The following is a 13,490-nucleotide window of genomic DNA, read 5'->3' on the forward strand; positions in this document are numbered from 1 at the left end:
AAGGTGCAACAATGTTAAGTAGTTTTATTCATTCAGTATTAACGTTTTTTGAAGGATTAGGTTATTGGGGCATTATGCTTGGACTTATGATTGAGATTATCCCAAGTGAAATTGTCCTTGCTTATGCAGGATACTTAGTATTCAATGGAAGTATCTCATTTATAGGCGCAGTTGTATTCGGTACAATTGGCGGTGTTATTGCCCAAATCTTTATTTATTGGCTTGGACGATATGGTGGACGCCCTATATTAGAACGTTATGGAAAATATATTTTCATACATAAAAAGCAAATAGACGCTGCAGAAGATTGGTTTAATCGTTACGGAACTGGTGTCATTTTTACAGCACGCCTCATTCCAGTAGTGCGTCATGCGATTTCAATTCCTGCTGGTATTACAAAAATGCCTTTACTACGTTTCACTACACTAACAGCACTTGCGATTATCCCTTGGTCTATTATTTTCATTTATTTAGGTGAAAAGCTAGGTGAAAATTGGGAAAATATTAACGATATTGCTGGTCCGTATGTGAAATCATTCGCAATTGGTGGCGTCGTACTTATACTTTTATACTTCGTTATAAAAAAATGGACAAAAAAGCGTAAAAATCTTGCTTAAGAATATAACAAAAACCGCTATAAATTCATTCGGAGTTATAGCGGTTTTTTATTTATATATGAATTAATCTTCAAGAATTATATAACACCTTTCCATCTACATTTACATGGATAAGCAACCGTTTGATCATTTCTTTCGTATATTATCTCAAAAAGGAGTGATTCCCCTATGCATTGGCAGCAAAAAATACCATACTTAATCGGACGCCCTATCGGTATTTCCTTCATAAATGGGCAAGGAACTTCTGGTGTATTATGTTCAGCTCATGATGGTCAATTATATGTGTATGAATACCTTTATCAAGCCCAGTTCGCAATGAAACATTATGATTATAGACAGATTCAAGATATACATGCATTCCCAAATTGTCCTCACCAAAATCCTCTATACTAAAAAAATCGGAACGGCTTATAGCCATTCCGATTTCTATACTTTATTTCTCAGAATTAAATTTCTGCACTGCTTCATCAAAATAAATCCAACCTTTCCAGCCCAAATGAATCGTATCTTTTAAGAAATACTTATCATATTCATGACCAGAGAAATCAACTACTGGATATCCTGCTTTCTCAACCTGTTCATGAACTTTTTTATAATACACTTCACGGCGTTCTTTCGGGAAGCCAGTATAATCATACCAAGGCCCATTGACAGGTACAGAAATAAAGAGTGGTTTGACATTTTTCTCTTTAAATAAATCTAAAATAATTTGTAAATCATCGTATTCTGGTGATTCATCATATGTTTCATTTGCTCTAAAGTTTTTTAAACCTTTTAGTTTTTTCTTCAGATTATTCTTATGATAATACGGATTTTCAATTCCGAATGTATTTGTAGTAGACTCTGCTTTCCCTTCTTGTTCTGCGTGTTTACGTGCGTCTTCCCAAGAAATTGAACGAAGTCCGATATTTGTTTTCTCTTTCATCGGTTCGATTTTAAATAAAGAGTTAAATAAATCTCTATGATCTAAAATATTTCGATGCATATAAGCAAGTGGTTTAACTAAACCTGCTTTTATGTTATGTTTCGTATCATTATATACAATACCTTCTAATGAATTTTTTAATATATCATCTTCTTGAACAACTTTATAATCTAATAGCCGTTTCGCGATTTGCTTCTTCATTCCTGGATTTATCTCATCATTAAAAATAAAATGATATGCTTGTTGTTTGGAGAAATTATTAGTGAAATCCCCTTGTGATACACCAGTCTTTGTAAACCATTGTGGTGAAAGAACAAACACTACTTTTTTACCTTCTAATTCATCCATAGTAGATGTCATATTTAAAATATGAGCTAAACTTTGTGTACCACCAGTTCCAATTAAAAACGGTGTAAAACCAGCTGGATTTACTTTGAAATAATTAGACGGATGATATGCATCCATTCGTAAAAATTCTGATGAACCGTACATCGGTAAATACTGTGAATTCTCTAACATTTTTTGCTGTAAGAAAACACTTTGTAATTTCTCTTTTTGTAAAGAAGTTGCCGCATCTTCTACCTTCTTATCACTAATAAGCGATACTAAACTTTTCGATGGGATTAGAATGATAATGAAAAAAAGCACACACGCTAAAATTATAGGACCAAAAGCATGCTTCATTTTCATCTTCTGTCCCTCTTTCTATCGTTATTAAATTGTAACCCTTGTTTTTGACACGTCATCTTTTCTCTCCTTTGTCTCTATACATGTTCCATTCTATTTATCTATTATATACATGTATGTATTTCCTTCCTTGTTCTATTAAGCCCTATATAAATAGCGCAAGAAAATGTTTCCATAGAAACATGTTAATTATACAAGATTCTACATAAATTTCACACTGGAATTTTAGTAATAATTTTATTTTTTAACAATGAAAAAATATATGAAATGTCTAGAATTCTTTGGATGATGTATGGAGTTCAAAATATGATAATAAGCGCCCGCTATGATCAACTTCATGAGTATATATAAACCCGAGCTTTCGTAAAAGTTTTTTCGAGCTCTCATTTGCTACTTTAACTCTAGCAATTATTCTTGTTACATTCAAAGTCTCTATTGCATATTTAATGGAAGCCTCTGCTGCTTCTAATGCATACCCATTCCTCCAATGTTCTGGGTCAAGAAGATACATAATTTCTATTTCACCTGTTTCATCTACCTTTCTTAAACCACAATGTCCTAAAAGCTTTCCTGTTTCACTATTAAATAACAACCATACCCCGAAGTCATACTGTTCCCAATGTAAGATAAGTTGCCCAATATAATCATTTGTTTCTTCCTTCGACATTCCTCTTGATTTAGCCAGCCATTTGCCAACAGTATCTTTTTTTAATATGTTATAAAACTGATCAATATCTTCTACAATTGGTTTCCTCATAAATAATCTTTTTGTATAAATTACTTTCTCTTCTTCAAACATAGACATCATTTTCCCTCCAAATACTGTTTACAGACTAATAAATTATACCATGAACTATTTTTCTAACTTTAAATAAGAAAAAACAGACTATCACATACGTGAAGTCTGTTTCCCCATTCTTTTATTTTTGTAAATCTGCCCATTTTAAACTTGTAGCTGGACCAAATTGATGTACATATAAATCTTTCACATATGGTTTTTGTAAGTAAGATAATCCACGCTGGAATACCGGTGCAATTACTGCATCATCAAGTAGCATTTTTTCAGCATCTTGCATTGCTTTCCAGCGAGCCTTTTCATCATTACCTAATTCTGTTTTAATCTTCTTAATTAATGCATCATATTCTGGATTTGCATATTCTGTATTATTAACACTGCTTCCAGAAAGGAATACTTCTAAGTAAGTCATTGGATCTGGATAATCTGGTAACCAGCGTGATAACGACATTTCATATTCTTTCTTCTTCTCAAGTGCTAATTTTTGCGTATGCGGCTGTAATTTCACATTCACTTTTAATCCTGGTAAGTTTTTCTCAAGCTGCTCTTTAATGTACTCTCCAACTTTTTTAAAGTTTTCTAAGTCATAATTTAATAATTCTAAAGTCACTTCATTTGTACCTGTCTCTTGTTTTGCTTTCTCCCAATATTCCTTCGCCTGTTTTACATTTGTCTTATTAAACTCACCAGACGTACTTCTAAAATCTTTCTTATCTGGGCCCTTTAAAAATCCTTTTGGTACGTAATAGTTCGCTGCAACCGATCCATCATTTAAAAATGAATCTGCGAGTCCCTTCTTATCAAAAACTGTACTTAGCGCAAGACGTGCATTTTTATTTTTAAGAATCGGTACATTTTCATTAAATCGGAAGAAGTACATAACTGGATCTGTATATTGTTTTAGCTCTTTATTATTTTTATATTTATCTACGAATTCTGTAGAAATAACAGCTCTATCAACTTTATCTGTTTCATATAAATTTACCGCAGTTGAAATTTCTTTTACAATTTGATAGTTTACTTCATCTAACTTCACTTCTTTTTTATCCCAATACTTATCGTTTTTCTTCATTGTAAAGCTAGCTTCATGCTTCCACTCTGATAATGTAAACGGTCCATTATATACCGCTTTATTTGCTTCTAATCCATATTTATCACCTTGCTCTTTCGCATATTTTTCGTTAATTGGATAGAAGGATGGTAAAATTAATAATTTCGTAAAATACGGTACAGGATGTTCTAGCTCTACGACGAATGTTTTATCATCCTTCGCTTTTACTCCTAATTCATCTAGACCTAGTTGTTTTTTATTTATCTTCTCAGCATTTTTTACATCGTACGCAATGTATGCATATTGAGAAGCTGTATCTGGATTAATCAATTGTTTCCAAGCGTATACGTAATCATGGGCGGTTACTGGATCTCCGTTAGACCATTTCGCATCACGCAATTGGAATGTATATGTCTTTCCATCTTTACTCACTTCATATTTTTGTGCGCCGGCTTCAATTTCTTCATCATTTTTCGATAGACGAAATAGTCCTTCCATTACGTTATTCAAAACGTTAAACGAGACTGCATCTGTTACTTTCCCTGAATTTAACGACGGAATTTCACCCGTTTCTAGTAACTGTAATACTTTCTTCTCATCTTTCGGCTTTGTTGCAGTTTTTTCTTTTGCGCAGCCAACTAAAAATGAAGAAACTAATAGAGTACTAACTAATGAGTAACGAACAACTTTTTTCATTTAAAAACCCCCTCTATTTTTAAGGTACGTAACGACGAGCACCAGCGTATTCTTCTATATATCCTGGTGTATTTAGCGGTATAATCTCTACCGATCTTTCAGCTCTTGGTGAGTGAATCATATTGCCATCACCAATATACATTGCGACGTGATGGACACTACCTTTCCCTTGATCATGTGCAAAGAAAATTAAATCTCCCTTTTGTAGATTTTCTTTATCAACTGCAACTCCTGCTCTTGATTGCGGTCCAGAATCTCGCGGAATTGTAATGCCGTGCGATTTATAGATCGTATGCGTGAAGCCAGAGCAATCAAATCCAAAACCACTTGTACCAGCCCATATATACGGTAATCCTAAAAACATTTTCCCTGTGTTAATTAAATCATCGGCCGCCGGAGTTGGAATATCAGTTTGAGATTGGTAAACTGTTCCATCATTTTTACGTATCCATGCTTTTTGCCCATTTGGCAACAATACACGGTATGAAATTGTGTCTTCACTTAATAGCGGCAGTCTTGTATTATAACTGACTTCAAGTGATTTATGTTTTTCAGAAGGGTTTATATATAAAATCGCTGTTGGTTTGGTTATTAAGACAAAAGGTTCATTTGTTTTATCTGCAAATTCTTGATTATATGTTAATTGTTTTTCAGGCATCCAGCCCGGATAACCTTCTTCATTTCGGGGTGTTGGCTGTCCATGCACTAATACCTTCACCCATTCGCCTTTCTTATCAATAACAGTTACTTCTTGACCGAGTAACGCTTGTGTTTCTAATTTATTTGCATTTGTTAACCATAGTTTCTCGTCAAGTGTCATTGATTTCGTCCATTTCCATAGATCCACTGGATTTGTTGTACTCGGTGTATCGATTGGCCTTAATGAATCAGGTACTGTCCATAACGTTGCAGCAGATACATCTATAAATGCTTTATTATCCTTCTTTTCTTCAGCATTTGCCGATGTAAACGATGAAAATATAAATAAAGTTGTTAAAAATGCAGTTCCTACTTTTTTCATATTTATCCCCCTTAAAAGATAGTTTACTAGTCTCTTCTCCTAAGACTTACTATTCACTGTCGATTGAAGGTTTACCTTTGATCCAGAATAAGTCATTCCTTCTGGCTCTTCCATTAACCAAAGCGGTGCATCAAGATCAAAATAATGAATATTAGGATGCGCTGCCGCTAAATGCGCAACAGCACTAACGGAAAGTGAAGATTCCATCATGCTGCCCACCATACACTTCACACCAGCTGTTTCTGCGATATCTGCAATACGCCATGCTTCACGTATACCACCACATTTCATTAATTTAATATTAATGAAGTCTGCATATCTTCCTTGAACGAGCTTTAATGCGTCACTTGCTGAAAATATACTTTCATCGGCCATAATTGGCGTTTGCACACGATCTTTGACATACTTTAACCCATCCCAATCTTTCGCGTGTACTGGTTGTTCAATAAATTCTATATTTAAATTACGATTTTCCATCTCTTGAATAATAGAGACCGCTTCTTTTGGACTCCAACCTTGATTCGCATCTAAACGTAATATCGTATTTCTTGGTACCACATTTCGAATTGCCTCAATACGTTCCAAATCTAAATGCGCCTCTTTACCCACTTTAATCTTTAATGTTTGAAATCCTTTTTCTATATGTTTCTTCGCTTCTTTTGCCATTAATACAGGCTCATCCACACTCACTGTAATATCGGTATGAATTTCTTTCTTCCCGCCTAACAATGCATATAACGGCACATTTTGATATTGGCAATATACATCATATAAAGCGATATCTACCGCTGCTTTGGCACTTGAATTTCCAATACAACTCATTTGAATGCCCTGTAGTAACTGCTGAAACTGAATGATATTTTGACCAATTAAACATGAACGCATCGGTCCTAAAATCGCTTCTTCCATTCCGCTGGTGAAATCCCCCGTAATAACTGGCGTTGCGGCTGCAGCCCCCTTACCAATCACTCCTTCGTCTGTATGAATATAAACATCTATACTTTCAATTTCTGTTACAGTACGAAGCGCGGTTTTAAACGGTGTATGCAGTTTTACACGTCTACGATTTACTTTTACATCTGTAATTTTCATTTTGTTCATCCTTTCATTCTCCAATGAAGTGAAATTTTAATCCACCGGAGATTTATACCCACGGATTATTAGGTAAACCTATTGGGCATTTACTCTTCTATCTCTCTACTTTGTTTTCGTTCACTTTTGATGTAGGACGATAATGTGAAATAAAAAAATCCAGCCATAAGAATGATTCTTACGGCTGGATTTTGTCTATGATTGAGTAGACAAAGCAGCAATCTGATTATATTTTTTCTGTGCATCTTTTAGCGCTACAAGTAACGCTTTTTGAGAAGAACCGAAATATCGGTTCTTTACTTCCATTACTAACGCCGGGTCATTTATATTTTTATGTAGAAATAAATATTTAACAAATTGAGATGTTAATGCAATTGTCGCTGAGCAGTCTGCATCTACAATTTCCCCTGTATCCTTAACAAGTATAAATGCTACGAAATAGCTTTTAAACTTTTCAGTAATGGGATTATTTTGAGGTGCTTTCGCATCCCCTACGATATAAATTGTATTTGAGGCGTACACAGCTATCTTCCTTTCTTATACGAGGATAACGGGTTTCTTAATAGTCGTATGAGCGAGGAACTCAACGTTGATTAAAAAATGTATCCGCTTACCTTGTATTATAATATAATTGACAGAATTTTAACAACATTTATTTTAGTGCATATTCCATATTTATGAAAATAGCTTAAACTCTTCATTTCTACAATATGTGATTGTTCCTTGTACCATGACATTCATACATAAAAAACTGCACCCCCAATTGTTAGACGGTGTCTAACAATTGGGGGTGCAGTTCAATGGCTAACTGTTTTTATTACTTTGGCATCACAAATATAGTTTCATTTGACTTAGAAAATTGATACTCTTTTCTCGCTAACTTCAAAATTTCTTCCTCATCGTCTGTTAAATTTTCTATGTTAGTCTTTAAAGAATCTTTATCTTTCTTTAAAGATACTAATTGCTTCTTTTGATCCGTAATCGTATCTTTCTTTTTATCAATTACTTCTTGTTGTTTCGTTAAAATATATTGAACATATAGAGTAGTTGCCGCAATAAAAAGGACCATTAAAATAAGTCGCCTTAACTTCTTTTTATTTATCCTACGCTTGTCACTAGGTTGTGATAATTGCTCTGGTATATTAGGAACATTTACTCGCTCGAGTTTCCTCATTCAAATCCCCCTAACCCATATTTTTCACTACCATCGGCACGTTTTCTTACTAAACTAAATTCTATTCTTATAAAATAAACTCCTTCACAAAAATATCCCATAAATTAACCAATTAAAGATAGCATTCGACGACATTTCCATATTTACACCGATTTTTTTTATACATGCTGCTATAAAATAGTAGTTTCTGTAATTCTTTTTCTACTATTGTAGAAGAGTTTTTTCACACACAATATTCCTTCCCCACATATCCATGTTATAACATGCTTACAAGGAGGGGGAATATGCATTACCGCACATTAGGTAAAACTGGAATAACTGTTTCTGAAATAGGTTTTGGCGCATGGGCAATCGGTGGTGATGAATGGGGACCTGTTAACGATAAACAATCTATAACCGCTATAAAAAAAGCAATTGAGTGTGGTGTGAATTTTATTGATACTGCGGATGTGTATGGTTTAGGACATAGTGAAAAGTTGGTAGCTACCGCGATTAAAGGACATCGTAATGATATTATCCTATCAACGAAAGGTGGTTTAATCGGACATCACTACGACCCTAATGGAGTTCCTGTATATGATACTCCCGAAAAAATCATCGCCGTATTCGAAACAAGTTTACAACGTCTTCAAACAGATTATATTGATCTTTATTTTTGTCATATTTGGTGGCATAATCGTAGAGAAACAGAAGCATTTCTACGTGCATTTGACATATTAAAACGTGATGGCAAAGTAAGAGCAGTCGGTGTTTCGACTCATGATTTACAATACATTCATCATTTCAATAACAACAACGAAATTGATATCGTACAACTTGATTACAATATATTAAATCGAAAACCAGAAAAAGATATATTACCATTCTTACAAGAGAAAAATCTAGGAGCTGTTATTCGTGGTCCATTAAAAATGGGCATTTTAACTGGAAAATTCACAAATAAAACAATTTTTCCAGATGGAGATTTACGCAAAGATTGGCCAAATGAAACTTGGTTTCAAGAAGACTTACAAACCGTAGAGAAACTTCGGCTGCTCTCAAATAAAAATCAGACCCTAGGGCAACTTGCACTTCGCTATGTACTCTCTCATCCGGCAGTAAGTGTTGTAATTCCTGGTGCAAAAACAGGAACACAAGCACAAGAAAATGCAAATGCATCTGTTCGCCCTATTTTGAGTGATGAAGAGCTTAACTATATTCATTCAATATAAAAAGCCCAATCCGGGCTTTTTAATTTGGCAAACTAATATCATACTCCATTCGCTTCGCTGTGTCCTCCGCAACATGCACACCTAACAAGTTTTTCACAATATGAAATGCCATATTAATTCCAGCTGAAATTCCGGCAGATGTTATAATATGTCCTTCATCTACAAACTTTACATTTTCTATAACTTCAACATTTTGAAACTCATTTTTAAACTTTTCAATACTAGCCCAATGTGTTGTTGCTTTTAAACCTTCCAGTAAACCTGCTTTCGCCAGTAATAGCGCTCCTGTACAAACTGAAGTCATCAGCTTTACTTCTTTCATTTGTTGGCGAATCCATTTTATTACTATTTCATTTTTTATTTCATATTTTCTAGCACCTAGCCCACCCGGAATTATTAAAATATCCACTGGTGGTAAATTTTCAATACTATAATCTGGCTGTACCTTCAATCCATTCCTTGCTGTAATCATTTCCCCATTCTCGCTAACTGTATAAACAGTAAATGTTTTTTCTTCATTCACCTCAGTTACAGAAAAAACTTCAAATGGCCCTGCAAAGTCTAACACTTCTACTTCATTAAATAAAAATATACCAACACTCCATTTATTCATCATAAGTTCACTTCCTGTTTCAAATGATGTAAAAGGTGATTATATCCTTTTTCTAATGCAATATCATACGCTGTTTTCCCATCATTTTTCTTAATCATCTTATTAGCTCCATTTTTAAGGAGCAACATAATTATTTCTTCATTTCCTAATAATGCTGCTTCGTGGAGTCCTGTCCAGCCTCCACTTTGCATAATATTTACATCTGATCCTTTTTCAATTAAGAAAGCGACAAGTTCACTTTGCTTGTTCGCAATTGCCGCTTGCAAAGGTGTATTTTCATTTTCATTTTTCGCTCTACTATGTATATCTGCACCGCTTTCTAAAAGAAAACTCGCTATTTCTTTCTGTCCAAAATAAGCTGCTAAATGAAGTGGTGTCCAGCCATCTTCACTACATTCGTTAACAATACTTGGACTCGCCTTTATAAACTTCACTACTTTTTCCTTATTACCACTTATAACAGCTTGTGCTATTGATTGTAAATGCTCCATAATAATCTCCCATCCTTCAAAATATTTAAGCATCTCCTTCTACATGTTCTATTAATTATTATATTTTCCTTTTAAAATCTTAAGTTTACATAATAATATTATATATATTACTTTTTTGTGCTTAATGCTGAATAGCAATAATGTTAAAAATACTGCCTTTAAACAATGAAGACCATAATTTCATTAGAGTTACTGAAAAAGCAAGCAAAAAACTATACACATAGTTTTCATCATATTTGTTCATTTGCATAAAATAAAACAGGTAATGTCTATTCTGCTATTCATGCTTTCAACATATCAAATAATATTATTCCAATAAAAAAACAATCCATTTTAAAAAGGGATTGTTTTTTTATTTCTTTTTTATACTGTTTATTTCATTTTTGTATTTTCAATGATGAAATAATTACATTTACAAAAATGAAACGCTACTATCTTAACCCCTCTTATAGTAATTTTTTCGTTTGAAAACAAAAAACACACTTCCACCTTACGATTGAAAAAACATATGTAAAAGTCTCTAAAACAGCTGCCTTATCATACTAATCTATAGCAGTTCTGTCTTCTTCCCTTACCCGTTTCCTTTAACACATACGATTTTAAAACTAGCGCCGTTAATGAATCTGTTAATGTTTTATATGATAAATTTGATAATGCCAATAGATCGTTCGTATATAGCATTCTATGCTTCTCTAATAATAATAGTACTAATCGTTCAGACGGTTTTAATGCCTCATCACTTTCTAGTATAAAGTCTATATTTTTCATTTCTCTAATTATTACTCCTTATATCAAAAAATACTTTAGACGCTTATTTAATATAAAAATAATACATAACAAAATTATAAATATATTAAAATAGCACCATCTAAAAACACTATTATACTATAACATAGAAGTAGTGTTTCCCCAAATAGGAAATGCTTTTTTATATCGCTTATAAGATTCTTGCAAACCTACATAATATTTTGTACCATTACCCACCAAGTTTTCTTCTAATTTCGCTGCTCATCCTGATGTATTTGTAATCAATGAAGTTCTTCTAAATTTATAAACAAATAAAAAACGGTTCGTCTATCATGCCCTAAACATGAATGACAACCGTTTTCCAGCTTCTTCTTAATTAACATGTTCTATCTTAAATATTTCTTGCAATATGCGGCTTACTGTAATGACTTGTTCCACCGCCACCAACTACTACTTTACCGCCTTTTTCGAAAATTAATAATTTACTTGAACCATCTGCAAGAAGCACTATTACTTCAGCATTATTACTTGTTGCTACATAAATTACATAACCACTCTTTGATATACAAGTTTCCCAATTCGAATCAAATTCTGATCTTACTACACGATTTGAATACACTTGATTTTCAATTCTATCTTGTTCTACGTTTTCCAAATTGATTCCTCCCACTTCACTAAAATAGCATTTATAGGAAAATAACAGCCCTATATAAAATAGTAGCCGACTTTAACATAAATAGTATATGTAATTAGTAGGAGAATGCTTGGACAACGAAAACGAAATAGACTTCAAAAATTTCACAATTGAAACTTCTCTTTAATCATTTCCGCTACTTCTTTTGCACTCAAATACGTGTTATTAATTTTTATATACTCTTCTTTTTCAATTTCACCATGAAGAGAGTTTAATCTATGCTTTTTCATCGTTTCTTTCAAATTATTTTCAGACCACTCAATATCTCTTTTTTTCGGTTTATGTTCTAATCTATTCGGGCTTTTATTTCGTTCTAATCTTTCATCTAATTCCGCTTCCAGCTCTACAAAATGCACTGTCCCACCTTTTGATTCAAAAATACTTTCTACATGATGTATATAATCCCAATCCGCTTGGAGGTCAAATGCCCATATATACGTAAAAATCATTCCAGATAAATCACTTTTAGATACTTCTTCAAATATTTCATTACGAAATAAACTTACTAGTCTTTTTGCTTCTTTCGTACTGTAATCAAAAATTGGACTTACTAAATCAATTGTCATGTGGTTATGAAAAAGTTTTAAACCGGTTAATGTTGCTAATTCTTGCCCCACTGTCATTTTTCCAACTGCTTGTGGGCCAAATATTAATATAAGTTTCATTTATTTCCCTCCAATCTTTCTCTATAAACCATTACATAAAATAAAAAATAAGGCAGCCGATTTTAAATCGATTGCCTTATTTTTTATTCATAGTTTTAGTTCTATTCTTTTCGCACAGCTTCAAAAGTAATCATTTGATTTGCATTTGACGGTTCTTTTTCATAATCATATTCAGCAGAGCACGTAATATTAGAGAAACCTATACTTTCTAAAAGAAGTTTAAACTCTTCTATTCCATACCAGCGCAGCGCAAAGCGTTGTAGTTCTGTTTGTACTAACTGTCCTTTACTCCACTTTTCATATTTCAAATATGATACAGTAACTTGGTTCAGCCAATCTATTTCAATTGATTTATTTTCTAATGTGATTCCGTCTCCACTCGGCAAAGAGAAAGTCGATGTATGAATTTCCCCAGTCTTCCAGTCATGCGGAAGCATAATATCTACGATTAATCGTCCATCTGGATTAAGATGTTCATAAAAACATTTCAATGCATTTATAGAATCCACACGATTTTCAATTAAACAAAAAGATCCAGTAGGAATGATAATTGCGTCATATTTATGCGGAAGTGAAAATTGTTGCAAGCTTCCTTCATATAAATTAGGATGTAAGCCTCTCTCTTTACAGCGCTTACGGCAAGAATCTAGCATTTCAGGTGAATAATCTATCCCATCCACTTTAAAACCAGCCTCTAGAAGCGGAATGATGACACGTCCTGAACCTACTGCGGCTTCGAGGATTCTTCCTCTACAATCTTTTAAACGTTTTTTGTAATACTCAATATCACCATTTAAAGAATAACCGACTGGTTTTGTGTAATCATACAGTTCTGTACAAAGTGTACTATAAAAGCTAAACATTTATTTTCTCCTCCGTTTTTACGTACGGAAGATTTCAATTCAACTAATCTTCCTGCACCTCTGATTTTAATGATATTTCGAAAGAGCTGACTGTCATAATATATCACTCACTTTCCATAGAATATAATGATATTGTATTACATAACC

At 33.3% G+C, this 13,490-nt stretch carries 16 protein-coding genes; 3 read left to right on the top strand and 13 right to left on the bottom strand.

Annotated features, from left to right (window positions below):
- Positions 1-11: 11 nt before the first annotated feature.
- Both uptA and DN407_RS13850 read left to right on the top strand, forming a co-directional pair.
- Positions 12-617, top strand: coding sequence for an undecaprenyl phosphate transporter UptA (uptA, locus tag DN407_RS13845; RefSeq protein ID WP_149216381.1), 606 nt, complete (start codon positions 12-14; stop codon positions 615-617).
- Between the two features lie 168 nt (positions 618-785).
- Positions 786-1,010 (top strand): hypothetical protein, encoded by a 225-nt coding sequence (locus DN407_RS13850; protein ID WP_000558689.1) that lies wholly within the window; start codon positions 786-788, stop codon positions 1,008-1,010.
- A gap of 40 nt (positions 1,011-1,050) precedes the next feature.
- On the opposite strand, the gene dltD is transcribed toward DN407_RS13850, so the two are convergent.
- The 7 genes from dltD to DN407_RS13885 form a co-directional block, all read right to left on the bottom strand.
- Complete coding sequence (gene dltD, locus DN407_RS13855) at positions 1,051-2,232, bottom strand: D-alanyl-lipoteichoic acid biosynthesis protein DltD (protein ID WP_098022651.1); 1,182 nt, start codon at positions 2,230-2,232, stop codon at positions 1,051-1,053.
- A gap of 268 nt (positions 2,233-2,500) precedes the next feature.
- Complete coding sequence (locus DN407_RS13860) at positions 2,501-3,034, bottom strand: GNAT family N-acetyltransferase (protein WP_000061613.1); 534 nt, start codon at positions 3,032-3,034, stop codon at positions 2,501-2,503.
- 115 nt (positions 3,035-3,149) lie between these two features.
- The gene (locus DN407_RS13865) at positions 3,150-4,772 is read right to left on the bottom strand and encodes a peptide ABC transporter substrate-binding protein (protein WP_000758254.1); all 1,623 of its coding nucleotides are present in this window, start codon (positions 4,770-4,772) and stop codon (positions 3,150-3,152) included.
- Positions 4,773-4,791: 19 nt separating this feature from the next.
- Positions 4,792-5,793 carry a C40 family peptidase gene (locus DN407_RS13870; RefSeq protein ID WP_149216382.1) on the bottom strand — a complete coding sequence of 334 codons (1,002 nt, stop codon included), beginning with the start codon at positions 5,791-5,793 and terminating at the stop codon, positions 4,792-4,794.
- Between the two features lie 39 nt (positions 5,794-5,832).
- Complete coding sequence (locus DN407_RS13875) at positions 5,833-6,894, bottom strand: dipeptide epimerase (protein WP_001038458.1); 1,062 nt, start codon at positions 6,892-6,894, stop codon at positions 5,833-5,835.
- Between the two features lie 186 nt (positions 6,895-7,080).
- Complete coding sequence (locus DN407_RS13880) at positions 7,081-7,407, bottom strand: DUF3870 domain-containing protein (protein ID WP_000271312.1); 327 nt, start codon at positions 7,405-7,407, stop codon at positions 7,081-7,083.
- A gap of 295 nt (positions 7,408-7,702) precedes the next feature.
- Positions 7,703-8,059: an FtsB family cell division protein gene (locus tag DN407_RS13885; protein WP_001228371.1), complete on the bottom strand. Its 357-nt coding sequence runs from the start codon at positions 8,057-8,059 to the stop codon at positions 7,703-7,705.
- A 284-nt stretch (positions 8,060-8,343) separates the two neighbouring features.
- On the opposite strand from DN407_RS13885, the gene DN407_RS13890 reads away from it, so the two are divergent.
- Positions 8,344-9,270, top strand: a complete 927-nt coding sequence (locus tag DN407_RS13890; RefSeq protein ID WP_000559359.1) for an aldo/keto reductase — start codon at positions 8,344-8,346, stop codon at positions 9,268-9,270.
- 19 nt (positions 9,271-9,289) lie between these two features.
- On the opposite strand, the gene DN407_RS13895 is transcribed toward DN407_RS13890, so the two are convergent.
- The 6 genes from DN407_RS13895 to DN407_RS13920 all read right to left on the bottom strand — a co-directional run bounded on the left by DN407_RS13895 (position 9,290) and on the right by DN407_RS13920 (position 13,343).
- On the bottom strand, positions 9,290-9,886 hold the full coding sequence (locus DN407_RS13895) for a DJ-1/PfpI family protein (protein ID WP_000981432.1): 597 nt from the start codon (positions 9,884-9,886) through the stop codon (positions 9,290-9,292).
- A complete protein-coding gene (locus DN407_RS13900) occupies positions 9,883-10,374 on the bottom strand; it encodes an ankyrin repeat domain-containing protein (protein WP_000400681.1) in 492 nt (163 codons plus the stop codon). The genes DN407_RS13895 and DN407_RS13900 overlap by 4 nt, the downstream gene beginning before the upstream one ends.
- A gap of 537 nt (positions 10,375-10,911) precedes the next feature.
- Positions 10,912-11,142 (bottom strand): hypothetical protein, encoded by a 231-nt coding sequence (locus DN407_RS13905; protein ID WP_000789031.1) that lies wholly within the window; start codon positions 11,140-11,142, stop codon positions 10,912-10,914.
- Positions 11,143-11,512: 370 nt separating this feature from the next.
- Complete coding sequence (locus tag DN407_RS13910) at positions 11,513-11,776, bottom strand: hypothetical protein (RefSeq protein WP_000432429.1); 264 nt, start codon at positions 11,774-11,776, stop codon at positions 11,513-11,515.
- Positions 11,777-11,919: 143 nt separating this feature from the next.
- Positions 11,920-12,480: an AAA family ATPase gene (locus DN407_RS13915; protein WP_000767061.1), complete on the bottom strand. Its 561-nt coding sequence runs from the start codon at positions 12,478-12,480 to the stop codon at positions 11,920-11,922.
- A gap of 101 nt (positions 12,481-12,581) precedes the next feature.
- A complete protein-coding gene (locus tag DN407_RS13920) occupies positions 12,582-13,343 on the bottom strand; it encodes a class I SAM-dependent methyltransferase (RefSeq protein ID WP_000490927.1) in 762 nt (253 codons plus the stop codon).
- Positions 13,344-13,490: the final 147 nt, after the last annotated feature.

The organism is Bacillus sp. JAS24-2 (genome assembly GCF_008274905.1).
GTDB lineage: Bacteria > Bacillota > Bacilli > Bacillales > Bacillaceae_G > Bacillus_A > Bacillus_A cereus.

Coding starts and splice junctions, on each gene's coding strand:
- uptA (WP_149216381.1), top strand. CDS start 12: ATGTTAAGTAGTTTTATTCATTCAGTATTAACGTTTTTTGAAGGATTA.
- DN407_RS13850 (WP_000558689.1), top strand. CDS start 786: ATGCATTGGCAGCAAAAAATACCATACTTAATCGGACGCCCTATCGGT.
- dltD (WP_098022651.1), bottom strand. CDS start 2,232: ATGAAAATGAAGCATGCTTTTGGTCCTATAATTTTAGCGTGTGTGCTT.
- DN407_RS13860 (WP_000061613.1), bottom strand. CDS start 3,034: ATGTCTATGTTTGAAGAAGAGAAAGTAATTTATACAAAAAGATTATTT.
- DN407_RS13865 (WP_000758254.1), bottom strand. CDS start 4,772: ATGAAAAAAGTTGTTCGTTACTCATTAGTTAGTACTCTATTAGTTTCT.
- DN407_RS13870 (WP_149216382.1), bottom strand. CDS start 5,793: ATGAAAAAAGTAGGAACTGCATTTTTAACAACTTTATTTATATTTTCA.
- DN407_RS13875 (WP_001038458.1), bottom strand. CDS start 6,894: ATGAACAAAATGAAAATTACAGATGTAAAAGTAAATCGTAGACGTGTA.
- DN407_RS13885 (WP_001228371.1), bottom strand. CDS start 8,059: ATGAGGAAACTCGAGCGAGTAAATGTTCCTAATATACCAGAGCAATTA.
- DN407_RS13890 (WP_000559359.1), top strand. CDS start 8,344: ATGCATTACCGCACATTAGGTAAAACTGGAATAACTGTTTCTGAAATA.
- DN407_RS13895 (WP_000981432.1), bottom strand. CDS start 9,886: ATGATGAATAAATGGAGTGTTGGTATATTTTTATTTAATGAAGTAGAA.
- DN407_RS13900 (WP_000400681.1), bottom strand. CDS start 10,374: ATGGAGCATTTACAATCAATAGCACAAGCTGTTATAAGTGGTAATAAG.
- DN407_RS13905 (WP_000789031.1), bottom strand. CDS start 11,142: ATGAAAAATATAGACTTTATACTAGAAAGTGATGAGGCATTAAAACCG.
- DN407_RS13915 (WP_000767061.1), bottom strand. CDS start 12,480: ATGAAACTTATATTAATATTTGGCCCACAAGCAGTTGGAAAAATGACA.
- DN407_RS13920 (WP_000490927.1), bottom strand. CDS start 13,343: ATGTTTAGCTTTTATAGTACACTTTGTACAGAACTGTATGATTACACA.